This is a genomic window from Paenibacillus sp. GP183 (assembly GCF_900104695.1).
Classification (GTDB): Bacteria; Bacillota; Bacilli; order Paenibacillales; family NBRC-103111; genus Paenibacillus_AI.
In genome coordinates this window covers 411,696-438,338 of record NZ_FNSW01000001.1, presented here as the reverse complement: position 1 = coordinate 438,338, position 26,643 = coordinate 411,696, and the positions used below count along the sequence as shown (strand labels likewise).

26 protein-coding genes are annotated in these 26,643 nt (G+C 45.7%); 4 read left to right on the top strand and 22 right to left on the bottom strand.

Translation table 11 applies throughout. From position 1 onward, the window contains the following. The first annotated feature begins 105 nt into the window (after positions 1-105). Entirely contained in the window at positions 106-915 is an 810-nt protein-coding gene (locus BLV33_RS02165; protein ID WP_090787809.1) for a DUF3888 domain-containing protein, read from the top strand. A 4-nt stretch (positions 916-919) separates the two neighbouring features. Then, a complete protein-coding gene (locus BLV33_RS02160) occupies positions 920-1,351 on the top strand; it encodes a hypothetical protein (protein ID WP_090787806.1) in 432 nt (143 codons plus the stop codon). A 467-nt stretch (positions 1,352-1,818) separates the two neighbouring features. Here the strand turns inward: BLV33_RS02160 and BLV33_RS02155 are convergent, their stop codons facing one another. From BLV33_RS02155 to BLV33_RS02140, 4 genes are all read right to left on the bottom strand, one after another. After that, on the bottom strand, positions 1,819-2,466 hold the full coding sequence (locus tag BLV33_RS02155; RefSeq protein ID WP_090787803.1) for a hypothetical protein: 648 nt from the start codon (positions 2,464-2,466) through the stop codon (positions 1,819-1,821). An 80-nt stretch (positions 2,467-2,546) separates the two neighbouring features. Next, positions 2,547-2,819: a hypothetical protein gene (locus BLV33_RS02150; RefSeq protein ID WP_090787800.1), complete on the bottom strand. Its 273-nt coding sequence runs from the start codon at positions 2,817-2,819 to the stop codon at positions 2,547-2,549. A 216-nt stretch (positions 2,820-3,035) separates the two neighbouring features. Further along, the gene (locus BLV33_RS30565) at positions 3,036-3,416 is read right to left on the bottom strand and encodes a CFI-box-CTERM domain-containing protein (RefSeq protein ID WP_090787797.1); all 381 of its coding nucleotides are present in this window, start codon (positions 3,414-3,416) and stop codon (positions 3,036-3,038) included. Positions 3,417-3,493: 77 nt separating this feature from the next. After that, on the bottom strand, positions 3,494-8,419 hold the full coding sequence (locus BLV33_RS02140; RefSeq protein ID WP_139305667.1) for a DUF4011 domain-containing protein: 4,926 nt from the start codon (positions 8,417-8,419) through the stop codon (positions 3,494-3,496). A 546-nt stretch (positions 8,420-8,965) separates the two neighbouring features. On the opposite strand from BLV33_RS02140, the gene BLV33_RS02135 reads away from it, so the two are divergent. Beyond that, on the top strand, positions 8,966-9,157 hold the full coding sequence (locus BLV33_RS02135; RefSeq protein WP_090787791.1) for a small acid-soluble spore protein H: 192 nt from the start codon (positions 8,966-8,968) through the stop codon (positions 9,155-9,157). Between the two features lie 93 nt (positions 9,158-9,250). Beyond that, entirely contained in the window at positions 9,251-10,066 is an 816-nt protein-coding gene (locus BLV33_RS02130; protein ID WP_090787787.1) for an ATP-binding protein, read from the top strand. A gap of 151 nt (positions 10,067-10,217) precedes the next feature. On the opposite strand, the gene BLV33_RS02125 is transcribed toward BLV33_RS02130, so the two are convergent. From BLV33_RS02125 to BLV33_RS02040, 18 genes are all read right to left on the bottom strand, one after another. Next, complete coding sequence (locus tag BLV33_RS02125) at positions 10,218-10,595, bottom strand: YraN family protein (protein ID WP_090787785.1); 378 nt, start codon at positions 10,593-10,595, stop codon at positions 10,218-10,220. Positions 10,596-10,619: 24 nt separating this feature from the next. Then, the gene (locus BLV33_RS02120) at positions 10,620-10,913 is read right to left on the bottom strand and encodes an EscU/YscU/HrcU family type III secretion system export apparatus switch protein (RefSeq protein WP_090787782.1); all 294 of its coding nucleotides are present in this window, start codon (positions 10,911-10,913) and stop codon (positions 10,620-10,622) included. Next, positions 10,910-12,703, bottom strand: coding sequence for a hypothetical protein (locus tag BLV33_RS02115; protein ID WP_090787779.1), 1,794 nt, complete (start codon positions 12,701-12,703; stop codon positions 10,910-10,912). Before BLV33_RS02115 ends, BLV33_RS02120 begins: the two co-directional genes overlap by 4 nt. A gap of 126 nt (positions 12,704-12,829) precedes the next feature. Then, on the bottom strand, positions 12,830-13,465 hold the full coding sequence (locus BLV33_RS02110; protein ID WP_090787776.1) for a ribonuclease HII: 636 nt from the start codon (positions 13,463-13,465) through the stop codon (positions 12,830-12,832). A gap of 158 nt (positions 13,466-13,623) precedes the next feature. Further along, on the bottom strand, positions 13,624-14,493 hold the full coding sequence (gene ylqF, locus BLV33_RS02105) for a ribosome biogenesis GTPase YlqF (RefSeq protein ID WP_090787774.1): 870 nt from the start codon (positions 14,491-14,493) through the stop codon (positions 13,624-13,626). After that, positions 14,490-15,113, bottom strand: coding sequence for a signal peptidase I (gene lepB / locus BLV33_RS02100; protein ID WP_090787771.1), 624 nt, complete (start codon positions 15,111-15,113; stop codon positions 14,490-14,492). Before lepB ends, ylqF begins: the two co-directional genes overlap by 4 nt. 91 nt (positions 15,114-15,204) lie before the next feature. Next, positions 15,205-15,546, bottom strand: a complete 342-nt coding sequence (gene rplS / locus BLV33_RS02095) for a 50S ribosomal protein L19 (protein WP_090787768.1) — start codon at positions 15,544-15,546, stop codon at positions 15,205-15,207. Between the two features lie 225 nt (positions 15,547-15,771). Beyond that, a complete protein-coding gene (gene trmD, locus BLV33_RS02090; protein WP_090787765.1) occupies positions 15,772-16,530 on the bottom strand; it encodes a tRNA (guanosine(37)-N1)-methyltransferase TrmD in 759 nt (252 codons plus the stop codon). Beyond that, positions 16,527-17,045 (bottom strand): ribosome maturation factor RimM, encoded by a 519-nt coding sequence (rimM, locus tag BLV33_RS02085; protein ID WP_090787762.1) that lies wholly within the window; start codon positions 17,043-17,045, stop codon positions 16,527-16,529. The genes trmD and rimM overlap by 4 nt, the downstream gene beginning before the upstream one ends. A 69-nt stretch (positions 17,046-17,114) precedes the next feature. Next, positions 17,115-17,345, bottom strand: coding sequence for a KH domain-containing protein (locus BLV33_RS02080; RefSeq protein ID WP_090787759.1), 231 nt, complete (start codon positions 17,343-17,345; stop codon positions 17,115-17,117). 24 nt (positions 17,346-17,369) lie between these two features. Continuing rightward, complete coding sequence (gene rpsP / locus BLV33_RS02075; RefSeq protein ID WP_090787756.1) at positions 17,370-17,642, bottom strand: 30S ribosomal protein S16; 273 nt, start codon at positions 17,640-17,642, stop codon at positions 17,370-17,372. Positions 17,643-17,697: 55 nt separating this feature from the next. Beyond that, complete coding sequence (gene ffh, locus BLV33_RS02070) at positions 17,698-19,059, bottom strand: signal recognition particle protein (protein WP_090787754.1); 1,362 nt, start codon at positions 19,057-19,059, stop codon at positions 17,698-17,700. 37 nt (positions 19,060-19,096) lie between these two features. Then, the gene (ylxM, locus tag BLV33_RS02065; protein WP_090787751.1) at positions 19,097-19,447 is read right to left on the bottom strand and encodes a YlxM family DNA-binding protein; all 351 of its coding nucleotides are present in this window, start codon (positions 19,445-19,447) and stop codon (positions 19,097-19,099) included. A gap of 97 nt (positions 19,448-19,544) precedes the next feature. After that, complete coding sequence (gene ftsY / locus BLV33_RS02060; RefSeq protein ID WP_090787748.1) at positions 19,545-20,540, bottom strand: signal recognition particle-docking protein FtsY; 996 nt, start codon at positions 20,538-20,540, stop codon at positions 19,545-19,547. A gap of 35 nt (positions 20,541-20,575) precedes the next feature. Beyond that, positions 20,576-24,148, bottom strand: a complete 3,573-nt coding sequence (gene smc, locus BLV33_RS02055) for a chromosome segregation protein SMC (protein ID WP_090787744.1) — start codon at positions 24,146-24,148, stop codon at positions 20,576-20,578. 102 nt (positions 24,149-24,250) lie between these two features. Continuing rightward, positions 24,251-24,952 carry a ribonuclease III gene (gene rnc, locus BLV33_RS02050; RefSeq protein WP_090798599.1) on the bottom strand — a complete coding sequence of 234 codons (702 nt, stop codon included), beginning with the start codon at positions 24,950-24,952 and terminating at the stop codon, positions 24,251-24,253. 60 nt (positions 24,953-25,012) lie between these two features. Continuing rightward, on the bottom strand, positions 25,013-26,248 hold the full coding sequence (gene fabF, locus BLV33_RS02045) for a beta-ketoacyl-ACP synthase II (RefSeq protein WP_090787741.1): 1,236 nt from the start codon (positions 26,246-26,248) through the stop codon (positions 25,013-25,015). Between the two features lie 94 nt (positions 26,249-26,342). Then, complete coding sequence (locus BLV33_RS02040; RefSeq protein ID WP_090787738.1) at positions 26,343-26,576, bottom strand: acyl carrier protein; 234 nt, start codon at positions 26,574-26,576, stop codon at positions 26,343-26,345. Positions 26,577-26,643: the final 67 nt, after the last annotated feature.

Here is a 26,643-nt window from a genome sequence, read left to right as displayed (position 1 = left end):
AACGCTGCATGTGAAAATCAGAAGCTCTCAAGGACATAAGAAAAGCACCATCGTGATATTCATCCTTTTTCCATGTGTTGGGAAGCATAACTATGAGGTGATTACATGAGAAAGACCTTCTCAGCCGTTCTACTTTCAATAGTTATAACTACAACATCAAGTATTTACGCTGTCCATGCTGAACCACTAGTACCATCTCAAGAAACGCAAGAAAAATTAACCCAAGACACCTTGCTTACAACACTCTCCCCACACATTCAAGAAGCAATTGCTAATTATTACGGTTATCCAAAACAATTTGCTTTGTTTTGGACAAAAATTTTGGATATAAAAAGGAAGTCTGAAGGTGAGTATACTTTCACAGTAAAATTACAAGCCAGGACATTTGAACATGCACATTCCTCACCCATTGGAATTGAAACAATCACAATGGATGTAAGCCCCTTTGGGGTTAAGATAATCAACTTTGAACACAAAGGGGATGAATGGGAACAGAAAATTGAACAGTTTAATAAAGAACTACTTAATGATATTATTAAAACTTTTAATTTGGATTTAACTTACTTCAAAAAGTATGAGTATAGGCAATTGGAGTATTTAGCTGAACAGGGTAACGGTAACTTCGTGTCTATACACAATATAATTGAAGAAATTGTCAAAGAATTAAACAAGGACATTAAGCCACCTTATAAAAATTTTATTAATCCATTTACCTTTGTAAAAGACGATAAAGCATACATTTTGTTTAAAAAAGCTGACGGAACTAACTTCGTTTATACGTTTAAGAAGAACGATAATACATGGATAGTTATTAAAAAGGAAAGTAAACAAGGTAAGAAGATGCCAAAAGAACTTCTGTGGTATATGTATAAACATTTGATATATATAATGTTGGGAAGCATAACCATGAGGTGATTACATGAAGAAAATAATGATTGTATCTTGTTTGTTTTTTATCCTTTCAGCATCTTTAGTTAGTGCAGAACCACCACAAGGCACAACATGCCCAAAGGTATCTCAATTTGCTGATACATCACTTCAAGATAAGGAAGAACTTCTAAAAACTCTGAATACACTTATCCCACAAGTCTATGGTGGTGATAAATACAGCGAAAAGTACAGTGAATGGCAAGTCACGTTAGCTGAGCCAATGCCCCAACTTACTGGATTTGATAAAGATGCATACTATGGCATTGCTAAAAACTTTTGTGGTGAAGAAGTAGCCAAACGTTCATGGTTGGTCAAATTACATTTTCCATTGTGGTTACCAAGTGTTAGTGGTTCACAAGGGCAAATTTACCTTACCAAAGATAAAGAAAAAGGTTGGTCTGTTTGGTTTAGGTATCACTAATTAAAGAAGACCACTTCCATCAAGAAGTGGTTAATTAGTTCCTTTACCCTGTGATGGACATATGAAAAGCACCATCAAATAAAATGATGCTTGTTAAGTTAACAGCGAAATGACTGTGTTACAACTTAGCCAAACGGCTATTATATGCGAAATGGCTGTGTTGTACGTCCCGCTGCCCTAAATCACTTACGATCACGTAAGGGTCACGATGGATAACGTACAGCCAACGATTTACTCACAATGAAACGGGAAGACGCTTGCTGCAACGTTTGCGGCAGAAGTTATCCAATTACAACGAGACATGTAACGCAGGGGGACGCACTGGGAGTGGGCTCTGTGGCTTCCTAAGCCGTTCTACGACGTTCTGAACAACGGACTATACTTGTGCTCTGCGTAAGCAGACAGTCCGAGATGCCGTGTGACGCTGAAATACAAATCGCCCTTGGACGACCAAAATATTTTAGTGCTTATTTTCTTAAAAAAATTAAAACAAATCCGAGTAATAATAAGGATAAAGACATAATTGTAATACCAAATAATACAAGCTCTAATATGCACCAATACCAATCAAAGGTATTCCAAAAATGAAAAATCCTTACTACCCCAGCAAGAATTGCTGAACATGAAATCAAAATGATGCCAATGCTAAGTGTCCGCATAATTTTATTGTCTCTCCATTGAATCCCTAACCACATAAAAACAGAAGGGATAAACGTAAATAAACAATTCAAAAGGAAGCGTTCCATACCATACCAATAAACACCTATTTTATCAACAAGAAGAGAATTTATAGGATAGGTGTATGCCCAATATAAACCGAATGGGTTTATTCTAACCGAAAAGATAAAATCTTGAATCGCAATAATAATGCCTATAATTGTAATTAAGCATACAGAAAATATATTTTTCGAATTTGAACCTTGATTTTTTAATAAAAATCTTCCAGTAACAATGAACATACAAATAGCAATCAAAAAAACAGGTGGTTCAATAATTAATTCAAGATAAGTAAGTTTCATTTTATAAAGGTAGTCAACAATAAATGTTGTTATTGAAAAAACAATAATATTGATTATGAGATAGTATAATAACCCCATAACATTATTTCTTACCATTAAGCAACCCACTCTTTCGGATTCAAAATATAGTTATTTCTTCATTAAGTACAATGAGTTTCCTAGCAAACCGTAAAATTTTAACGGAAGGGTATGACCCTAAAGAACTCAAGGGTAATTGAGACAACGATAAGAAAACCTAACAAAAAAACTCCAATCAATCCGAGGATGCCTACAGAAAACGAAAATAATGCATCCAATACCATTTCAAAAAACAACGACCAAAGAAACCATCCTCCTTTATTTTTATCATTGAGTTGCTTGTATGTTAGATATACACCGTAAAGAATGATACCACTGAACAACATCATCCCAGTTCCAATAAGTAAACCTACTTTATTCGAACCCACCATTTTGTACATCCTTTCTAATGATCACAAAATGCCATTTATTACTTTATAGTGCCCATTACTTCAATAAAACAAAAAGAGGAGATGCCACGTAGCAATCTCCCCCACTATCGTTCTCCGTTAGTATTGACCATTCCGTAAAACACTAAAATCTTCGTAGATTCGCCGTTTCAATACATGCTCACTAACAAGCTAGGTCACACAAGGATGCTCTTCTTTTTACAGTCGCCCAATCAATTTATCCAAAACTTTTCGAGTTGCCATATTTAGCGGTTTGATGCGTTTGAACAAGGTAACCAGATGGGGCGATACGAGATAATACGTGTATATAAAGGCTCGTCCCCCCCTTGTTTTTCGCAACACATTGTCCCGATATTCGCGCAACTTCACCACTTGCCAGGCATCCACATCGCCGTAAACCGCCGTGGCAACGTAGCAGGCTTTCTTTGTCGTCCGGTAATAAACCCGATTGGCTTTCTTCGGATTGGTAAGCCAGCCATATCCTTTGGGTGCGCGATACTTTGCACGTAATGCCCGTTTCCAAGACGTTCGGGCAGCAATTCGTTTCTTAAAAGATGGTTTGCGATAACCAAATCTCACTTTGCTTCTACCCTTCCATACACTTCTTTAGTGACTGACATATACATCAAACTTACCAATACCATCAAAATCCAAATTCAATTTGTATGGACTAACAAAGTGGATAATATCTTATCGATTTCTTCACGTTTTCTTCGGAACCAGTCCTGAGACCAGATTCTATGGATTTTCCAACCGAGTGATTCTAGGACTTCCTGTCTTAATCGATCTCGGTCACGCGCAGTTTTGGATGAGTGGTAAGCTGCGCCATCGCATTCAATCCCGAGAAGATAACTACCAGGATTATTGGGGTCAACGACTGCAAGATCAATTCGATATGAAGAACATCCGACCTGTTTTCGCAAGATTACTCCTCTGGAAGTGAGAGCTTCGTATACATCCTGCTCAAGTGGTGAATCAAATTCACCATTATTTTGTATACCCGTATTTGCGGTAAATTCGCCTCCGGTTTTGGCGTAGTACAGATAGGATTTCAATAGCTGTGGTCCACGTTTATTTAGTTTACTGTCATCAAGATCCGAATGCAGGATACTGGAAACCAATTTAATTTCATACTTCGCTCTCGTGACGGCGACATTTAAACGGCGCTCCCCACCGGGTTTATTTAGCGGACCAAAGTTATAATGCAATACCCCAGTGCTGTCTTTGCCGTATCCGACACTAAAGAAAATCGTGTCCCGTTCATCACCTTGTACATTTTCAAGGTTTTTGACAAAAAACGGCTCGCTTTTGTCTTCGCCAAAAAACTCTTCAAACTGAGGACTAGCTTTTCGCAGTGCTTGCACTTGATCATAAATTGCTTGCTGCTGTGCCTCGCTAAAAGCGATAACTCCTAAGCTTCGCCGCGGCGACCGGCGAATATGATCGAACACAAGACTTGCGACAACTTTAGCTTCGATAAGGTTTCTGCGGCTGGTGCTGCGCTCGTAAATGCCTTCTGGTACATAGACGAGGGATACTCCTTCGTTACTTCCGCTTGTCGAGCTTGGGAAAGTATACAGTTCATCTTCATAAATTTCCCGATTTGAAAATGCGATTAAGGATTCATTTTTGCTCCGGTAATGCCACAAAAGAGGTCTTTCCTTCATGAAAATGGATGCTTCATCAAGCACGCTTTCATACGAATCATTTGATTCGTCCTCTTCATCCATAAACTCTTCGTCTTCTTCAATGGATGTGCCAAAAAACTTGGTTGGCGGCAGTTGCTTCTTATCGCCGGCGATAATGATTTGTTTACCTCTGAAAATGGATCCAATCGCGTCTTCAGAGCACAGCTGCGAAGCCTCATCAAAAATGACCAAATCAAATCCTAAAATAGTAGGATCGATGAATTGGCTTACCGACATAGGACTCATCATAATACAAGGCTTTAACGCTAAAAGCAGATCCGGAATTTCGCTAAAGAGCTTTCGAATAGCTTTATGGCGTTTTTTTGCCAGCTCTTTATTTAAAGTCGTCAATTGTGAGCCTTTGGCGATTGAGTTTATAATCGTTGACTTTTTATTGTTTAAAATGCCGTGAACTCTTGCTCCATTTGCCGTGAGCTGTGATTGATCCAGACGCTTAAATTCGGAAATCAAACGTTTATGTTGATCGATATTAAAATTAGCGAGGTTGGGCAGCGCTTCATAAGCGAAGTCCAGCCACAGTTTATAAAAGCGTTTTAAGAACAACTCGGTGATGCTGAATTTTTGGCTATCTTTCAACTCTTTGATTTGTTCGACAAACTCCTCAATCCCAAATGATTTTGCATCGATTAAAATGCGCTTGAGTGCCGTCCATTCCTCAAGCCTATAAGATTCTTCAGCCCAAACATTTAATTTTTCAATGCTATTGCTTAGATCTGTCTGACGAAATGTCTTGTTTTCAAAAATGGTCCCATCAATCGGAAAAACAGAATAGAAAAACTGTAGAAGCGTATAAGAATGTTGCCAGCTTTGATTCAGACCTGTTGTAATTTCGCGATGTTGACCACGCACCTGGCTATCTTCATCCACCACCATCAGAACGATCGGCTCCGGAAAGTGTTTACCTAATATATCTGTAAGTTTTTTGGTCCATTCAAGCGCTGCTAACACATCCGTCCAATTTGTTTCATAGCCATTAAACAAAGCACCAAACGCCTGCGAAAAATGAGCCATTTCATTTTCTATGTCACGCCTGATACCCATGAAATTTAAAATTTCAAAAATATCTTCTTTAAGCTCCTTGTAACCGGTGAAAACAGGGCTCACGGCAAAATTTCGCAAAGTATTGCTCGTGTTTAATATTGGGTCGGAATTGACGATAATTTTTTTCAAAATATCATTAAGCAACGTGATGACGAAGGCATTATTTAAATCAATAACGTCTGTCTTAATGGCTTTCTCTAGTTCTGGCTTACTTGCTTGATATTGTTCTTGTGCGGCGATAAGCTCCTGCAGATATTTTGAAGTCTTTTCAATGTCACTTGCATTCGGATGCAATAAAAGCCCGATGAGTTTCTCTTTGGCAAGGTTATTGCTTTTAATAAAGGCACAGAGCTCGTCCACTTGATGGATCTGACTTTGTAGCAGCTCCCAGTCCGTTTCTTCCCCTTTATACAGCTTGCCAAGCCATCGTTTTAAATTCTCATCTTCCTGCTTGATCCAAGTTTGTTTTTCATTTAGCCTTGCGGCAAGTTTAACATCTTGAAGCATTTCATCGAATTTAAGCTTTTTACCTGACTTTAGATAAAACTTAAATACCTTTTGGTCTTGCCGATACGATTTGTTGAAAATATGGAAAATGCTTGTATACTGTTTCATAAACCGGTCAAGCATTCCCTTTAATTCATCTCGCTGCAGCAATTCAAGATCGTATTTTTGCGAGAACTTCGCTTTGTCAGCAACGTATTCTTCAACCTGTGTCTTGCCTTCTTTTAGGATTTGATGAAGTGTTTCAGTTGACTCTTCGTCAAACCAATTTTCGGTTGGGGTTAGGTTAGCCGTAACTTTTTCAAGTATAAATTGAATCTTTTTCACTTCATTTAACGTGATCTGTTCAAATTCAATATCGAACATTTCTGTTGTGTATGATCTTATACTTTCCAAGGTTTGTATCGAATGCTGTGCCTGTTTAATGGCTTCATAAAATAATCTGTTTGAAGTAATTAAACTATCGATGTATTCGAGAGGATTTTGCAAGATAAGTTGCAACTGAGAAACAGCGGATTCTAGAGCGGACTTTTGTTGCTCCAGATCAAGCTGTGTAACCTCTTCTGCATACTTTTTTGTTAGGCTTATTTTTTCATTGTGGTAGTTTTCGAATTTTTCACTTGCCTTCTCATATAGCTTTGAATTCTCACTTAACGCGTCATCATTTTTTAGCCAACTGATAGGTACTTTTGGTACATGCGAAAATAAGCTGCTGAGCTCCTGATTTTTTTGAATGTTATCAGGTGTAAGTGACCAGTCTGTTCCGATTAAATCCACAACTGATCCTAAGATTTTATTCACACCGGTTAAATTTTCAGCCAAACGTTTGAACTTAGATGCAATGTCGCTTTGAAGCTCAAAAGTGAACCGATCAACGGATGTCCCTTTCCAAATATGATTATCGCTATTTTTGAGGATATGATCATATTGACCAAGACGCTGAAGCAGATCAAAAATAAGATCCAATCTTTCTTTGTCTAAGGATTTGATATCCTCAATGGAAAAAGTGAGCTCATCAATCTTATCGAGCTTTGCTAATTCACCGTGCACTCGCTGCGCGGTAAAACCGAGAGGTTCAACTGCAGTATGAACAGCGTCAACATAATTATTTAAAAGCATTTTTATTTTATCAAAGGGTTCAAATGGAAGGCTTGCTGGATTTGGGGATACCTGTAGTTTTAAGGTCCGGTATAATTCATCCAGGACGTATTTTTTATTTGCGTTGTTGCTATGGAGCTCAAGAACAAAATCGCCCAGGTTCTGGCTATCGAGTCGCCTTTTGACTACTTCTAAGGCAGCTTTCTTTTCGCTAACGAACAATACCCTTTTGCCCTTTGCTAGGCTATCGGCAATAATATTAGAGATGGTTTGGCTCTTACCTGTTCCTGGAGGACCACTGATAATAAAACTTTGTCCTTTGTTTGCTGCAAGTATGGCTTCTTGCTGGCTGGAGTCGGCATCCAAAACCTGAAAGGAGGATACGGATTTCGAAGTCCTGTCATGCTCACGAATGGAAATTGTGTCTGTTTCAATACTTTGTGTATGCTCATTTGAAAGACCAGCAAGTTGCTGAACCAAGCTATGCTGTTTTATTTGCTCGCTAAATTGTTCAAAATCTTTATACATCACAAGCTTGCTAAACGAAAAGAGCCCCAGATAAGAATCTTGGGAAACCGACCATTCTTTAAAATCCTTAATGTAATTTGAAAAATCCTTGATGAATTTTGTAATATCAAGTTCTTCTTCAGACTCGAAGGAAGGAATTTGCAATCCGAAATCAAGTTTTAATTTTTGTATTAAAGTTGGGTTTAGCGTTAAGTCATCATCGTATTTTTCTAAATAATAAGGCTTGTCCGAGCTTTCCCTTTTCAGAGTTACTGGCAGCAATAGCAATGGAGATTTCATTTCAATGTTGCTGTCTTTTGATTCTTTCCAGGTGAGTAAACCAAACGTGATAAAAAGGGTATTAACCCCTTTTTCATCCAGCGATGACTTTGCCTTTAAGCGAATTGCCGATAGCGCATTTTCTAACCTTTCATACGCAGATGATTCAACATCTTCGAAAGCATCATCACTGTCTTGTTCTAACCCGAGTTTCTTCTTTCTTGCGCGTTTTTCTTTGATAATAAATTTTTCGATATCGGCGATGCTGTTTACTTTAATCGCTTTATCATTTGCGAGCAACCCAAAAACTTGATCAATATCTGGATTAAACTGGATAACAGATGACGTATTATCTTTAAAGTTCAATAAGCGATTTCTTTTGGATAAATCGATTAAGTTGGTTTTCCATTTATGCAGTTTTTTACTTAATAGGTCTGTTGCCAATGTCTTTTGCTCCTTTAAATCCCACGATTGCACGCCGAAAATTTAAATAATACAAATAAATTCGACGAATAACTGCCTAATTCCTGCAATTTCGAGCTAGTATATAATTTACCATTCCATGAAAAATACGCCTAATTCAATGTAAATAGACCTAACATCCTTTGAAATTAAGGTTTTGATATAATTTCGGGCAGATCCACCACCTCGCGGTACATACTCTGGTCAAAGGGTATCATTTCCTAATCGTTTTAAATAAAAAAATGCCTGCACCATTCTAGCGCAAGCGTTAAGGTTTGTTATTATATACATTATTGGTTACCGCTGGCACGGAATTACCTTTTTGATCACCTGTAGTGAAAAAGCTACTTGGAAGCTATGAACCAACTGCGATTAAGACTACCATAAACTCGTCGTGTTGATAAACAGTGACGTGCAGATGTTGTCAATTGATTTAGCCAGCGTAATAACCTTATGAGTAATGTAATTGAATAATTAAAAAATCTATTGTAAACATTAAATTCATTAAAGATATGGAGGTCATGTATTATGGATACACAACGAGCAAAAGAAATTGCAAATTCTGCTGATATGGCTAACGTGACCTATGAAGGCAAGCGAATCTATATTCAAAATGTAGATGAAAGAAATGAAACGGCTGGTATCTATGAACTTGAAAATCCAGAGAATCAACAAAAGGTTTCTGTAAACAGCTTAGAAGAATTAACGACGACCGATTAAACACCAGCAAAATTGTATGAAGATAAAAGGGTTGCCGAATGTAGTAACCCTTTTGTTTATTTATCACATGACCTGCGTCTTTAATTTCCTCGGATTTTTCAATCATTTCTAGTTCGATGGCTTGCTGTTCTTCGACCCCCATGTTGTTTTGCATATTCACGAAGGTTTGATCTTGTTAATTTCCTCTCCACCCTTTATATTACCGTATCATCTGCCGGATTGGTTGGCGGAGGCTCCATACCTAAACCTGGAGAGGTCAGCTTGGCCCATCGAGGTGTACTCTTTCTGGATGAGTTCCCCGAATTTACTCGTGGTGTGCTTGAAGTGCTGCGGCAGCCGCTTGAGGATCGTCTGGTCACAATAGGAAGTGCAAGAGCCGTTTACACTTTTCCATCGGACTTTCTGCTCGCAGCTGCAATGAACCCCTGTCCGTGCGGATACCATGGAGCTGAAACAGAAGCGAATTCCTGCAGATGCAGTCCATTGCAGATTTTAAAATATCGCTCAAGGCTGTCTGGGCCGCTATTAGACCGCATCGATCTGCATGTAGAGGTGCCAAGGCTCAGCTATGCGAATTTAAAAGAGCAAGGGCAGTCGCTGTCTTCTGCCGAAATGCTTCACATGGTGATGAGCGCGGGGGAGCGGCAATTGATTCGTTATCGAGGGCTGGAGATTCATAGCAATAAAGAGTTAGGCGGGAAGCTGCTTCACCAAATAGGCAAGCTGACCAAAGAGGGAGAAGCGATCCTCAGCTCATCCTTTGAAAAGTTGGGGCTAAGTGCAAGAGCCTATGATCGAATATTGAGATTGGCCCGCACAATAGCAGATCTGGAGGATAGCGATGCCATTGAGCCGCAGCATGTAGCCGAAGCCATCCAGTACCGGAATTTGGATAAAAAGAGTGTGTAAAAAGAGGGAGAAAGAGATTGGAAGAAACTGCCAATAATAAAATGAACACGTAGACATGGCCAAGAGTGTTGTTTCGGAAATTAAGAGTTAGGCGAGTGAGGGTAAAGTCGGCCTCTATTAAAAAGGTTGCTAAAAGGTTGCTAAAAGCCTGCTAAAACGCTCCCTTTGTATGCTCAAGATGAGGCGTTTGCCCTTCTCCATTGAATTCGACTGTGATCACGTCAAAGCGAAGATTTCGTTCATGCTGGTGGAAGCGGTGCAAATAGAACTGAGCTGTCTCGCGAACCTGCTGCTGTTTACGTGCGTCCACAGACTCTTTGGCGGTACCATATTTGCCGTGTATGCTGCGGCTTCTCACTTCAATAAAGATCAATCTGCCTTCAAATTCGGCAATAATATCGATTTCTCCTCGGCTGCAGCGCCAATTTCTATGATGAATACGGTAGCCCAGATTGTGAAGATAAGCCGCAGCGACTTCCTCTCCCTCTGCTCCAATCCGCTTTCTCGAGTCTAATGCCCGTTTTTCCATATAACTCCTTTCAGGGTAACCCTCTTAACTCTTCTGATTCATTCGATGTATCCGACTATCGGATCTGTAAATAAAGCTCAGCACTTCGGCAACGAGTTGATATAACTCTGCGGGGATTTCCTGGTCTAAATCCAGTTTGGAAAGGACCTCCACCAGAGAAGCATCCTCTTGGATGGGAATGCTGTTTTCTTTGGCTTTTTGGAGTATGGTTTCCGCCATGTGCCCTTTCCCTTTGGCGACCAGAACGGGAGCACTGGACTTATCCGGTGCGTACTTCAAAGCCACCGCCTTCTTCATGGTAGTTGGTTTGTCATTCATGCCCGATAGTCCACTCCCTTGTACGGCTTTGGTTCATACAGAGACTTTAAATCCATTTTGGTTCCCTCTATGAGAGCGTTCTTGGTTGAACCCTCCTCTTTATCCGTAACGAATTGGGGATAGTGCAAGCATTTTAACGAGAAAAATTGATAGCCTGCTTTTAGTAAGGATGCGGCGATCTCTTCCCGTGAGCCTTCTACTAGTTCTGCCAGAGCGGGCAGATCATTATGAACCTGAAGACTGACGATTTTGTTTACAACCTGTACATCGACGAGTGTGTTCCCTATGGTTTTCATTTGCAAATCGAACAAGAGCCTGCAGTTGTTGGCATCGACTTCCCCTCGCTGCCCTTTGCGAGATTGAATATGCACGGACGCCGACTGCTGGCCGCTCCCATCCATAAAGGGAATGAACATCGTGATATTCGAAAACATTGAGCTTCGGTCAGAGGACAGCAGAAGCTGCTGCCCTGTAATTTGCTGCAGAGCTTGCTGCACGGTTTCCTTCAGCGGCGCTGGCAAATCATCTGCCGTAGACAGGTGAAGCAGCATGCTTTTGAGCGTGTCGGTGTCCGGCTTGGAGACGCCGCTGCTTTGTGCATCTCCAGCGGAAGGGAGCATGTCTGTAGACGTTCGAAGAAGCTCAGGCATCTTCGCGAGCTGATGCTCATGCTCCACGCCGAGACTCTGGAGCAGCCGCCCGATCCAATTCGGCTCGGGCGGAGCCACCGGCGGCGGCGCTGACTCGGCAGCGGCGGCAGCCCCCGCCGCCGCTTGCGCATGCGGCCGCGCCGCAGCCGAACCCGCCTCCTGCGACGCCGGAGGCGGCGGTTCGCCTGCGCTACTTGGCTCAGCCCGCTGCGGCTGAGCCATCCCCACAGCCCGCGGCACAGCCGCCTCGGGCAGAGAGCCTGACGCCGGCACCTTCACGCCGGCGCTGGCATTCGCCTCCTGCTCAGCGGAGGCAGCAGGTCTCGCAGCTTCGCCGGGCGAAGCTGCTGCTGGCGTCCCCCCGGGGGCGGACGCCTTAGCGGCATCGCCGCCCAGCTGCGGAGCAGCAGCGGGCGCGGCGGTGCCGCTGGAGGCCGCTGCCGAAGGCTCTGGCGGCGGCGCGGTCCAGGCTGCAGCTGCGGAAGCCCGCAGGCTCTTTAGCGCAGCCGCGAGCTGCGTCAGCGCGGCGGCGGCGCTGTGATCGGGCTGCTCCTGCAGGAGCGAAGCGACCTGCAGCTCGAGGCGCTCGAGCACGGTGCCCGCAGGCGGGCCGGAGGTGGATTGCCGGAGCGCCGATACCGTATCCGTCGTCAGAGGCAGTCCTCGCTTAAAAGCCAAAACCGCCGCCTGCGTCCACTCCTCCTTGCTCACGCCCTCAGGAGCTGCCTGCTGAAGCGCAGCAAAAGTCTGTACGGTTTCCTTCGTCAGCGGAACGCCTTCCTGCTGAATCAACTGGACCATCTGGCGGTTGGCCGGGACGTCCTTAAGGGTAAACGATTTTAATAAATCCTTCATGGATTCATCCGCGATTTGCACATCTGATGAAGTCAGCGGTTTGAGCAGGATCTGGGAGCTATTGGATTCCGGCTGCACCTGCAGCACCGTCACATCCCCCTGTTTCAGCGGAGTCTCCAGTTTGGCTCGGACGACAAGTCCGCTTATGTTGATAAAAGCTTCTTGATCGTTAAGCAATTGCAGAACCAAACCCTTCACGACCTGCCCTACCTTTAGTTCCAGCACCTTTGGTTCGGCTGCCTGCAAATCACCAACGAGACTGCGGATCAATCCGCTTATATTCATACCTGTTCACCTCCTGCTTCCGTTCCTCTTATGTATCCTATCGGTTACTGCGGAGCTTTTCTTTAAAGGTAGATTTATTCGCCAATAAGAAAGTCTATTTTCGGAGATCCGAAATTTTATACCTTCTTATGTAGTAAAATCAAACTCCAGCTCCAACTGGACCTGCTCGGTTTCAGCCATGACTTTGCGGATAAACAATTTGCGATGCAGCGCTGTAGGTCCGAAACGGATCAGCATGTCTCTATGTTCTTTCGTCGCATATCCTTTATGTGAAGCAATCCCATACTCCGGATAATCAAGATCCCATTTTGCGCACATCCGGTCTCTCGTCACCTTCGCAATGATCGACGCTGCGGCAATCGACTGACTGAGTGCATCCCCATGAATAATGGCCAGCTGGGGGAACACACAATCAACCGTCTCAGCATCAACCAGCAAATAATGAGGCTCAACCTCCAATTTTTCAACGGCTTGTTTCATTGCCAGACGAGCGGCTTGCTTGATATTGATGGCTTCTATCGTATCCACATCGACTATTCCGATGCCAACTGCAATCGCTTCACTCATGATGATCTCATAAAACATTTCTCTTTTTTTCTCGGAAAGCTTCTTGGAATCGTTGATTTCCTCTATAACCAGGCTGGCAGGCAAAATAATAGCAGCAGCCACAACATCTCCGAACAAGCATCCTCTGCCAACTTCATCAATTCCGGCAATGAGCGAAAACCCTTGCTCCCATAACGACTTTTCATGCTCCAGCATAGGTATAATCCCTCCCACCTTTCTATTATAAAGGAATTCACCCTGATTCATCCACTTGTACATGCTAGATTTATAGAATCTTTTGGCACAACTAAAAAAGCCGCCTTCCGCTAAAAAGCAGAAAAGCAGCTCCTATGAAAAGGCGAATTTCTATCCAGCTAAACCTCTTCCGGTCTCTCAAGGCTGATACGACCCAGCTTACCGGAGCGAAGCTCACGTAATATAATCAGTGAAGCTTTGTCCAAATCGATACGGCCTCCACTTACAACGGCACCTCGTTTGCGGCCGATGGCTTCCATGACTTTGACGACCTCATTTGGATCATCCAAGTCCGAAGGCAGCTCCTCAATGCCATAACGTTCTTGTAAGGCCTGACTGTAGTGGCGGATGATGTATTTCATCGCGAATAAGGCAATTTCATCGAGATTCAGCAGCTCTTCCTTGATCGCACCTGTTGCCGCCAGACGTAGACCAACAGTTTGATCCTCGAATTTGGGCCATAAAATTCCCGGGGTATCCAGCAAATCGAGCTCCGGCCCTGCCTTGATCCATTGCTGCCCTTTGGTCACTCCGGGTTTATCGCCGGTAGCTGCGATTTTGCGGCCAGCCATTTGATTGATTAATGTGGATTTGCCCACATTGGGAATGCCGACGATTAAGCCGCGAATCGCTCTCGGATTGATCCCTTTACGAATTTGAGCAGCAATTTTGTCGGCAAACAGCTCTTTGGCCCGCGGAATAATTTCCTTCACATAGGTCCCGGCAGCAGCATCAATGGGCTGTGCTTTGAGCCCCAGATCGGCGAAATAACGGACCCACTCGGCAGTGACCTGCGGATCTGCCAAATCGTGCTTATTGAGCAGCACCATTCTTGGCTTTCCTTTTAAAATCTCATCAATCATCGGATTACGGCTGGAAAGCGGGATGCGGGCATCCAGAAGCTCGATCACAACATCAATTAACTTGAGCTTGTCCTCGATCTGCCTTCTTGCCCTCGTCATATGACCGGGAAACCAGTGAATGGTCATTTAAAGTGCACCAGACCCATTTTGTTTACTGGCCAGAAAATCAAATCTGCACGACCGACAATTTCCTTATAAGGTACAAAGCCGACCGTTGGATCACGGCTGTCTTTGCTGTTGGATCTGTTATCCCCCATGGCAAAAATCGTACCCTCCGGTACTTTGGTTTCCTTGTAATTTGCCAGAGTATTCCAAGGCCTTCCTTCCTTGGCCGCTTTATCAAGGGCTGCCTTCAAGAAGGTTTGTTCCATCAATTGCCCATTGATATATACATTGTCCCCTTCAACCTTTACCGTCTCGCCAGGGAGCGCAATAACCCTCTTGATGTAATCCTTGCCTTCAGGGGCATGAAAAACAACGACTTCTCCGCGTTTCGGCGGACGGATATCATAGAGAATCTTGTTGACGATCAGACGCTCGTTCGTATAAAAATTCGGCTCCATCGACGGACCTTCAACAATAAAGGGAGCGAATACAAAGTAACGAATGACAAAAACCAGGACGCCGGCGATCGCGAGGGCTTTGATCCATTCCCAGGTTTCGTTCTTGGCTGTTTTGGAAGGTGTTTTCCCCGTTCCGGCTTCTGCACCATCTATGTAGGATTGATCTGGATCTCTTGATTCCATGACATTATGCCTCTTTTCCAGTTAGGGTGAAAAAAATATAGGCGCGATAGATAGGAAAAGGAGACTTGCTGAACAAGCCTCCCCGTTTGTGTTATCGAATTTCTTGAATTCTTGCTGCTTTTCCGCGAAGACCGCGTAGATAATAAAGTTTCGCACGACGAACTTTACCACGGCGAGCCACTTCAATCTTATCGATTTTTGGAGAATGAACAGGAAACGTTCTCTCTACACCAACACCGTAAGAAATTTTACGAACCGTAAATGTTTCGCTGATACCGCCGCCTTGGCGTTTAATGACAACACCCTCGAACAACTGGATCCGCTCACGAGTTCCCTCGATAACCTTCACGTTAACTTTCAGTGTATCTCCAGGACGGAATTTAGGAATATCCGTACGGAGCTGTTCTTTTGTAATCTCATAAATCAGATTCATAGTTGACTCCCTCCTTCCACTCAGGTGTTCATTCCGCTCTGCATGAAGCTTATCTGGATGTCTGCGTAGAGGACCACCGAACTCAAACATTAAAAAATCCACAACAGAATATATTCTACCATAGCAATAGGGTATTTACAACTACATGAGAAATTTCAAATCTCATTTCATTCAAACTGATTATAAGATATCGCATTTCTAATGTAAAGTTTCATAAAGTTTGATCTATTTTTCAATGCTCTTATCCCTCTTCTCCGCTTGCCAGGCGGCCACCCAGCCCAGTTCTTCCTTACTAAGTTCACGGCCTTCGAGAAGATCCGGACGGCGCTCCAAGGTACGCAGCAGAGACTCTTTTCTTCTCCATTTCTCTACGTTCACATGATGCCCGGAAATCAATACCTCTGGCACTTCCCAATCGCGGAACTTCGCCGGCCTCGTATAATGCGGATATTCAAGCAGCCCTGTGCTGAACGAATCCGTCACCGCAGATTGCTCATTGCCCAGCACTCCCGGCAGCAGTCTCACCACACTGTCAATCACGGACATGGCGGGGAGCTCGCCCCCTGTTAACACATAATCACCGATCGACAGCTCATCGGTCACCAGATAGCGGCGAATCCGCTCATCGTAGCCTTCATAGTGGCCGCATATCAAAACAAGGTGCTCCTCGGCAGACAGCTCTTCCGCCTTCTTCTGCGTATAGGTTTCTCCCTGCGGACACATGAGAATAATCCTGGGCTTAATCTTGGATTCCGGTAAAATCAGATCTTCTACAGCGGCAAAAATAGGCTCGGCCTTTAAGACCATACCGCCTCCACCGCCATACGGGTAATCATCTACCGTATTGTGCTTATTGCCCGAGTAATCGCGAAAATTAACCGTATTCAGCTGTACGATTCCTTTGTCGCGAGCTTTCCCAAGAATACTGGAAGAAAACACACCGTCAAACATTTCCGGAAAGATCGTCAGAACATCGATTCTCATTCCTCCAGCAGTCCTTCCATCAGATGAATCCGCACTATTTTCGCCTGCACATCCACTTCAAGTATAACCTCATCAATTACAGGGAGAAGAAGCTGTTTGTTTTTGGGAAGAGTCACCACCCACACATCATTTGCGCCCGGGGTCAAAATTTCGCTGATCAAGCCGAGCTCTCGCCCTTCTTCAGTTATAACCTTGCAGCCGATAATTTCGTGGTAATAATATTCGCCCTCTTCCAATGGCTCTTGATATTTGGCTTCTATTTTCAGCAAGGATCCCTTGTATTTTTCCACATCATTGATATTGTCATACTTTTCAAGTTTCACTATGTACATATTTTTGTGCAAGCGGGAAGATTCAATCTTCACCGGCGTTTGCTTTTGCTGCGCATCCACAATGACCAGCTCGCTGCCCGGATCAAAACGCTCCGGAAAATCGGTTTCCGGCACGATTTTCATCTCACCGCGTATACCGTGTGTATTGACAATTTTGCCAATTGTATAAAGCTTGTCCGTCATCCATCTTTTCCTCCCGCTTCTGATGTGGAACAAGAAAAAGGTTAGGAACAACTCTCCTAACCCTTCCCCTTATGATACGATTTCTACAGTAACACGTTTGGTTTCCTTCACGGCTGCCGACGTGATTACGGTGCGAAGCGACTTGGCAATTCTACCCTGCTTGCCGATGACTTTCCCGACATCCTCAGGATGTACGGAAAGCCGGTATTCAATGCGGTCGTCCTTCTCCACAACATTCACACGTACTTCTTCTGGATGATCGACGAGAGCTTTTGCGATAACGGTGATCAAATCCTTCATCAAAACCACCTCCGAAGAAACGGATTACTTCTGTTGTCTCAGCTCGTGAAATTTAGTCATCAAACCTGCTTTGCTAAACAGACTGCGAACGGTATCGGAAGGTTGAGCTCCAGTTTGAAGCCATTTCAGAGCTTTCTCTTCATCAAGAGTTACAGCCGCCGGTTTTGCAATCGGGTTATAAGTGCCGATTTCTTCGATAAAACGTCCGTCACGCGGGGAACGGGAATCCGATACCACCACACGGTAGAAAGGGGCTTTGTGAGCACCCATACGCTTAAGACGAATACGTACTGCCATATAAATCACCTCCTATTTAGAATAAACGCTTCGATGCAGCTTAATTTACCTATGATTAAAAAGGAAATTTCATTCCCTTGCCAAGCTTTTTCATTGCATTTTTGCCGCCTTTATTGCCCATCATCCCCGAGAACTGCTTCATCATTTTACGCATATCCTCGAACTGTTTGATGAAACGGTTGACCTCTTGAATCGAGTTTCCGCTGCCCAGTGCGATCCGCTTGCGGCGATTGGCATTGAGGAGCTCCGGTTTTTGCTTCTCTTGCTTGGTCATGGACTTGACGATGGCTTCCACTCGTCCCATCTGCTTTTCATCGACTTTGACATCCTTGAGACCCTTCATCTTGTTCGCCCCCGGAAGCATGTCGAGGATTTGATCCAATGGACCCATCTTCTTGACCTGCTCCATCTGCACCAGGAAATCCTCGAAGGTGAATTCGTTGTTGCGCATTTTGCGCTCCATCTCTTTCGCCTTCTCGACATCGATACCCGCTTGAGCCTTCTCGATCAATGAGAGCATATCACCCATGCCGAGAATCCGTGAAGCCATGCGGTCCGGGAAGAAAGGCTCGAGCGCATCCATCTTCTCGCCCGATGCTGCGAACTTGATCGGGCAGCCTGTAACAGCCTTGACGGAAAGCGCGGCACCGCCTCGAGTATCTCCGTCCAGCTTGGTAAGAATGACACCCGTCAGCTCCAGCTGCTGGTTAAAGCTTTCGGCGACATTGACGGCATCCTGTCCGGTCATCGCATCGACGACCAGCAGAATTTCATCGGGATTCACTTCCGCCCGAACGTTCTTCAGCTCGCCCATAAGGCTCTCGTCGATATGAAGCCGGCCTGCAGTATCGATGATGACATAATCGTTTCCGTTGTCCTTCGCATGCTGTACAGCTTGCCTCGCTATCTCAACAGGGCTCACTTGATCGCCCAGCGAAAATACGGGAACCTTCAATTGTTCTCCTAACACTTGAAGCTGCTTGATGGCAGCGGGACGATAAATGTCGCCTGCAACGAGCAGCGGACGATGGTTCTGCTTGAGCAGCAGCTTGGCAAGCTTACCGGAGGTCGTAGTTTTGCCTGCTCCTTGAAGACCTGCCATCATTATCACAGTCGGTGGCCGATTGGATCTCGCAAGCTTGCTTTGGCTGCCGCCCATCAGCGCCGTCAATTCTTTATTCACGATGTCGACCACGATCATGCCCGGTGTGAAGCTCTTCATCACTTCTTGGCCGATGGCCTGTTCCTTGACCTTCGCGATGAATTCTTTAACGACCTTAAAGTTCACATCCGCTTCCAGCAGGGCGAGCCGCACCTCACGGAGCGCTTCATTCACATCTTCTTCCGTCAGCTTTCCTTTGCCTCTCAGCTTGCCGAAAACGTTCTGCAGCCGGCTGGCCAATCCTTCAAATGCCATGCGATTCACCCTCTTTCAATGTCGGCTGACTTATGGATCAATCCATATGGATCATGTTATCGAATAAAATGTTCAATTGCTGCTTCAGTTCAGGCTCGCAAGAAAGCAGCATGGATTCCAGCTCATCTCGCAGCTTGATTCTTTGTTCATGCTTGTTCAACAGCTGCAGCTTCTCTTCATAATCCTGAAGAGTCTGCTCAGCGCGTTTAATGTGCTCATATACGGCTTGGCGGCTGATGTTGAAGTTCTCGGCAATCTCGCCGAGCGAAAAGTCATCATGAACATACAGCTTCAAGAACATACCCTGCTTCTCGGTTAAAAGCGGCTCATAGAAATCAATCAGCAGATTGATGCGATTCGTTTTCTCCAGCACCTGATCTTCCGACATACGAGCTCACCTCCGTAAAGGTCAAATGCTTGACAGCATTACAACATAACTCATCATACTGAATAGAGCTGGAGATGTCAAGGTGTTTACCTTGTCACTAGCTTTCAATTTCTTCCTTCTCATCAGCGATCCATTGGCCAAACAAAGCATGCACAAATTGTTCGGAATCAAAGGCCTGCAAGTCATCCATCTTCTCGCCCAATCCAACGAATTTCACAGGCAGGGAAAGCTCCTGGCGAATGGCTACGACAATTCCACCCTTGGCTGTTCCATCCAGCTTCGTCAAGACCAAGCCGGTAAGTCCTGTTTTATCGCTGAAAAGCTTGGCTTGACTGAGCGCATTTTGTCCTGTAGTCGCATCAAGCACTAGCAGCACTTCATGGGGAGCATCCGGAACCTCTCGCTGAATCACACGATAAATCTTATTCAGTTCTTCCATGAGGTTGACTTTATTTTGCAATCGTCCGGCCGTATCACACAGCAGAATGTCGGTGCCGCGAGTTTTGGCCGCTTGCAATGCATCGAACATAACCGCAGCAGGATCGGCTCCCGATTGCTGCTTGATGACATCCACCCCAACGCGCTGACCCCATGTTTCAAGCTGCTCTATAGCTCCTGCACGAAAGGTATCACCTGCAGCCATCAGCACTTTTTTACCTTGTGACTTCAGCATATGGGCCATTTTGCCAATCGTCGTCGTCTTTCCGACTCCATTCACGCCTACGAACAGCATCACGGTCAGCCCTTCTTTGGCTGTTCGAAGGCCCGCGTCCGTATCTCCTTTGAGCAAACCAATCAGCTTTTCCGATAATATCGGCTGCAGCTCACCAGGATTCTCAATTTTGCGCTTTTTCACTTCGGCTCGAAGGTCATCGATCAGCTTCAGCACCGTACCCACGCCAACGTCGGCTCCGATTAATATCTCTTCCAATTCTTCATAAAAGTCTTCATCGATCTTCTTTCGGCGGCTGAACAAATCGTCCACTCGATCCACGAAGGCATCTCTGGTCTTCGACAAGCCTTCCTTGAACTTGCTCGTCACCGCTTCGGCTTTACCCGAGATGCTCTCTTTTAACCGTTTAAAAAAACTCATCGCTTCATCCCTCTTATCCTGTCTTTATCTCTAGTTTATGCAGACACGGCCGCATCTTCGTCTTCGAGCTTCACGGAAACGAGCTTGGACACGCCGCCCTCTTCCATCGTCACTCCATATAACACATCGGCTTCTTCCATAGTGCCTTTGCGATGGGTGACTACAATAAACTGAGTGGTTTCGGAAAACTCTCTTAAATACTCTGCAAAGCGAGACACGTTTGCCTCATCCAGCGCTGCCTCTACCTCATCCAGAACACAGAAAGGTACAGGCTTGACGCGGATAATCGAGAAAAGCAGGGCAATCGCCGTGAGCGCACGTTCTCCGCCTGAAAGCAGCTGGAGGTTTTGCAGCTTTTTGCCCGGAGGCTGAGCGACGATTTCAATGCCTGTATCGAGCAAGCTGTCCGGCTCCGATAAAATCAGGTCCGCGCGTCCGCCTCCGAACAATTTGGCGAAAACGATGCCAAAATGCGAGCGAATCGCATCGAAGGTCGTCTTGAAGCGTTTGGACATCTCCACATCCATTTCGCGGATGACTTGATACAATGTGGTTTTCGCTTCAATCAAGTCATTTTTTTGCTCGCTGAGGAAATCAAACCGTTCCGATACACGGGCATATTCCTCAATTGCCCCCAGATTCACATCGCCGAGAGAAGCAACCTCTCTTTTCAGATCACGCACACGGCTTTGTGTACCTAGTACATCTTCAGGAACAGGATAGCGTTCCTTGGCAAGCTCATAGCTTAACTCGTATTCTTCGGACAGCTTTTTGAGCAGGTTTTCCAGCTCCACATCAAATCTGGTCACACGCACTTCCGTTTGATGCAGCTGTTCTTCCACCTGCTTAAGCTGAACTCGCTGTGTCCTTGTTTCGTTTTCTTCCAATTCCAGCTTCTGCAGCCATTCGGCTCGCTCGGCACGTTTAAAATCAATCTCCTCCGAACATTGCTGCTTCCTCAGCTTGAGATCGTTAAGCTGCTCGATTTGCTGTGTGCTCTCTTGCTGCAGGGCCTGCATATCCTGCTCAAGCTGCTCAAGCAGTGTGCGATTGCCGGACAACTCCCGGTCCACATCCTCCAGATCCTGCTGAAGACGGCGCTGCTGATCCTGCAAGGATTGCTTCTCCTGAGAAATGGATGCCGCATTGACCTTGAGATCCGTGAGCTGCGATTGCAGCTCCTCCTTGGCGGATTCGCTCGCTTTACGCGAAATTTCTGCGTCTCGAATCGCTTGCTGAAGCGAAGCTTCCTCCTGTAAAAGCAGCTCCAGCGTCTGCTCGGCCTCCTGCTTCTTCTTCGTGAAATCTTCCCGCTCCTGAAGCAGACTCTCCAAGTCTTGACTGTCCATGGAGAGCTGCTCTTCTACTGTACGGCTTTCAGCCTCCAAGGGATTCAATTCAGCACGAAGCTGCTGCTCTTCAATCCGCTTTTGCTCGCTTTCTTGCCGCAGCTTCTCCACGCTGTGCATTTCCTCGGCGATGTCGCGTTTCATTTGGCTGGCTTTATCTTTAAGTACACTTAATTTAGCTTCCGATGCCTTGATTTCCTGCACAAGCTCTTCAATTTGCCGCTGTCGGCCGAGCAGGCTTGTCGTTTTCTTTTGCAAGCTTCCGCCCGTCATCGATCCGCCGGGATTCACGACATCGCCTTCCAGCGTTACAACGCGGTAGCGGTACTGCCCTTTGGCTGCGATATGATTCGCATCCTCCAGCTTCTCGGCTATGATCACATTGCCCAGCAAGCTGGAGAAAATGGCTTGATACGCGGATTCGAATTGAATCAGATCAACGGCCATGCCGACAAAGCCTTTGGCTGACTGCAAGGCAGCGCGTTCACCATCCGAGATGGAACGCCCTTTGATGACATTCATTGGCAGGAACGTGGCTCTGCCGAGCTGTCTTTTTTTCAAGAAGGCAATCGCCTCGCGCCCATCCGCCTCGGTTTCCACAACGACATTCTGCAAAGCTCCGCCAAGCGCTGTCTCGATGGCGATTTCCACCTCGGCCGGCACTTTAACAAGCTCCGCTATGGCTCCGCGTATCCCGCGAAGGTCGCTGCGCTTCTTTGCTTTGAGCACTTCCTTGACCCCATGCATAAAGCCGTCATAGTCGTCAGCCATTTCTTTCATCGTATCACGGCGCGAAGTAAGGGCGTCCAGCTTTTGCTCCCACTTGCGGACCATGCCCTGGGCCTCGTCGAGCAAGCTTTGGTTCGATTTCAGACTCTGCGTCAGCTGAGCGTAACGATCGCGAATCTCATTGATCTCGCTAACGGTTTCTTCCAGCTTCGCCGAGAGCTCCTGCTTGCGGATCGCAATTTTGTCCTGCTGGTCCGTCCACTTTTGGCGCTCCTCCTCAAGCCTTTCCAGCCTGCGGCTCAAGCTCTCCATCTGCTGCTCGGAGTAGCGGATTTCGTTCCGTGACTGCGCCATCCGGTTGAGAATTTCCAAAAGCTCGGATTTAAGTCCGTCTTCCGCCGCAGAGCTCGTCCCGCCGTTCACACCGAGCAAACGCTCTTCCTCTGCGGCCAGCTTGGCCTGAAACTCGTAAAGCTGAGCACCGATTTGCACGATTTTATCCCGCTGCTGGGCTAATTCCGTTTCTTTATCCGTTCTGCGCTGCTCTTGAATGAAGATCGTCTGGGTCAGCTGCTGCCGGTTGGTTTCAAAATTCTTTTTGCGTTCCTTCAGCACCTCTCCTTGCCCTTCGCACTTCTCGAACTCCTCACTGAGTACAAGCAATGCATCCTGGAGCTTCTCCAGCTCCTCCTCGAGTCTGCGGGTTTCCCAGCGATGCTTTTCCAAATGGGCATCATGCTGATTGACGATCGTCGCCAGCTCGGTCTGTTCCTTTTCCAGCTTCTCCAGCTTCTGTTTGGACTCGGTCCAAGTCACATAGATCTGGTCGATCTGATGCACGTACATCGAGATTTCACTGCTCTTGAGCTGCTCCCTGAGTACTTTGTAGCGGATGGCTTTCTCGGATTGATCCTTCAGGGGCTCAATCTGATCCTCCAGCTCGGAAACCAGATCGTGAATGCGAAGCAGATTTTGCTCCGTGTCATTCAGCTTCTTCTCCGCTTCGCGCTTACGTGATTTATATTTGACAATCCCTGAGGCTTCTTCAAATATACCCCGGCGATCTTCCGATTTCGTACTCAGTATTTCCTCAATCCGGCCTTGTCCAATGATCGAATAAGCTTCCTTCCCGATCCCCGTATCCATGAACAATTCCGTAATATCCTTCAGCCTGCAGGGCTGCTTGTTGATCAAGTATTCGCTGTCCCCGCTGCGGTGCACCCTTCTCGTCACCGTGACCTCGTTAAAATCAAGCGGCAATGACTGCGAGGTATTGTCCAGCGTCAACGATACCTCACCATAGTTCACCGCCTTTCTAGCGTCGCTCCCGGCAAATATAACATCCTCCATCTTGCCGCCGCGCAGCGACTTTGCGCTTTGCTCCCCCAGAACCCAGCGAATCCCGTCAGATATATTGCTTTTACCGCTTCCATTAGGACCGACCACCGCCGTAATACCCTGAACAAATTCGAGCTCGGTCCGATCTGCGAATGATTTAAAGCCGGATAATTCAATCCGTTTCAAAAACATGCTCTCACCTCAAAGCCTATTGTACCATAATCCTCCTGCAAAATAAGAGTAATAAAATCAAAAAAAGAGCAGCCGCGGCTGCCCTTCCTGGATTCATATGCACTATTGCTGTAAAGTCACATTCAGCTTGGCAAGAGCTTTGGAAGCGGCCTGCTGCTCAGCTTCTTTTTTGGAACGGCCGATCCCATTGCCCAGTAATTGATCCCCCATGTACACCTCGGAAATAAACTCCCGATCATGCGCTGGACCCCGCTCATCCACAATCCGGTATTCTATGATTCCCAGATTATGCTGCTGCGTATGCTCCTGCAGCTGAGTTTTGTAATCAATCACAAGCAGCTTGCCCTCTATGGAAATTTGCGTGAACACATAACGCTTCAAGAAATTTTTTGCGATTTCGAGACCCTGATCCAGGTACAATGCTCCTATAAAGGCTTCGAACACATCCGCGAGCAGCGCCGGACGAGAACGTCCGCCCGTCAGCTCTTCCCCTTTGCCTAAAAGCACATAAGCCCCGAAGTCCAGTTTTTCAGCAAAAACGACAAGCGAAGGCTCGCAAACGATGGATGCTCTGAGCTTGGTTAATTCGCCTTCCATGCGGCCTGGATATGTAAAAAATAAAAATTCGGAAACCGTCAGCTCCAGCACGGCGTCACCGAGAAATTCCAATCTTTCATTGTCCTTGGGACCGGAAATTCGATGTTCGTTGACATATGACGAATGGGTAAAAGCCTGCTTCAGCAGCTCCGGATTTTGAAAAGAAATGCCTATGGCGCGTTGCAGCGCTTTAAGATCCCGATTCATTGGCATTTATCACCACCTGAAAGAATGACATTCGGTTATCTTTCTTCTTAGGAAAGCGAATTATGCTTGAAATTTCTTTAAAATAATCGTGGCATTGTGTCCGCCAAAACCAAAAGAGTTCGACATCGCGATATGAACATCGGATTTACGGGCTGCATTCGGCACATAATCCAGATCACACTCGGGATCCGGGTTATCCAAATTGATCGTCGGCGGAATCAAGCCATGCTTGATGGTTAGTCCGCATATTACGGCTTCCACCCCGCCTGCGGCGCCAAGCAAATGACCGGTCATCGATTTGGTGGAGCTGACAGCTAACCTATACGCATGATCTCCGAATGCTTTTTTAAGAGCAATTGTCTCGGATCGATCACCAACCGACGTAGAAGTTCCATGAGCGTTCACATAATTAACTTCTTCAGGCGAAATCCTCGCGTCCTTGATGGCCTTTGTCATACACCGGGCGGCTCCATCCGGATCTGGATCCGTCATATGGAAAGCGTCGCCGCTCATCCCATACCCGATGACTTCCGCGTAGATCTGTGCTCCACGCTTTTGTGCGTGCTCCAAGGATTCCAAAATTAGAACACCGGCACCTTCACCCATTACGAAACCGTCGCGATCTATATCAAAAGGACGGCTTGCTTTTGTTGGTTCATCGTTACGGGTGGACATCGCGCGCAGTGCGCAGAAACCTGCTACACCCGTTGGCGAAATCGTAGCTTCCGCTCCGCCGCAGATCATCACATCCGCATCGCCGCGCATGATCATTTTATAGGAATCTCCAATCGAATGCGTGCCTGTCGCACAAGCCGTAACGGTTGTCGTGTTGGGTCCTTTGGCACCGGTGATCATGGAGATCTGTCCGGAACCCATATTGGCAATCATCATGGGAATAAAGAATGGGCTTACACGCTTCGGGCCTTTTTCGAGAAGAATTTTGTGCTGTTCTTCCCAGGTGCCAAGACCGCCAATTCCCGAACCTACAGAAACTCCAACACGCTCGGGATCCGTATCTTCTTTTACATTTAAATTGGCATCCTTCAAAGCATCCAGGCAGGCCGCCACCGCAAATTGTACGAAACGATCCATGCGGCGCGCTTCTTTCTTGTCGACATACTTATCTAAGTTAAAATCTTTAATTTCTGCAGCAATGCGAGTGGGGTATTCGGACACATCGAAGTTCTCAATCATGCCGACACCGGATTTACCAGCGGTAATATTAGTCCAGAAGCTCTCTACATCTTGGCCTACGGAAGTGACTACCCCTAAACCTGTAATTACGACTCTGTTCACGTTAAACCACCTCTATATGAAAAGCATCATGATCATTTTTTGTGAAAATGGAGAGAAGTCCCGCCTTGAACCAAGAACGGGACTCATCAGATCGTTACGTATGAGATTGTATGTATTTCACAACTTCTCCTACTGTAGTAATCTTCTCAGCATCTTCGTCGGAAATTTCCAAATCAAATTCATCTTCAAGCTCCATCACTAATTCTACTACATCGAGAGAATCAGCACCTAAATCATCTTTGAAAGATGCTTCGAGAGTGACTTCAGACTCTTCAACCCCTAGACGATCGACAACTATGTTTTTCACACGATCAATAACGTCGGACATCCGGTTCACCTCCTCTTTGGTATTATACGAGAATCTTGGACAGATTTCCAGTGTGCAAATTTCAAGG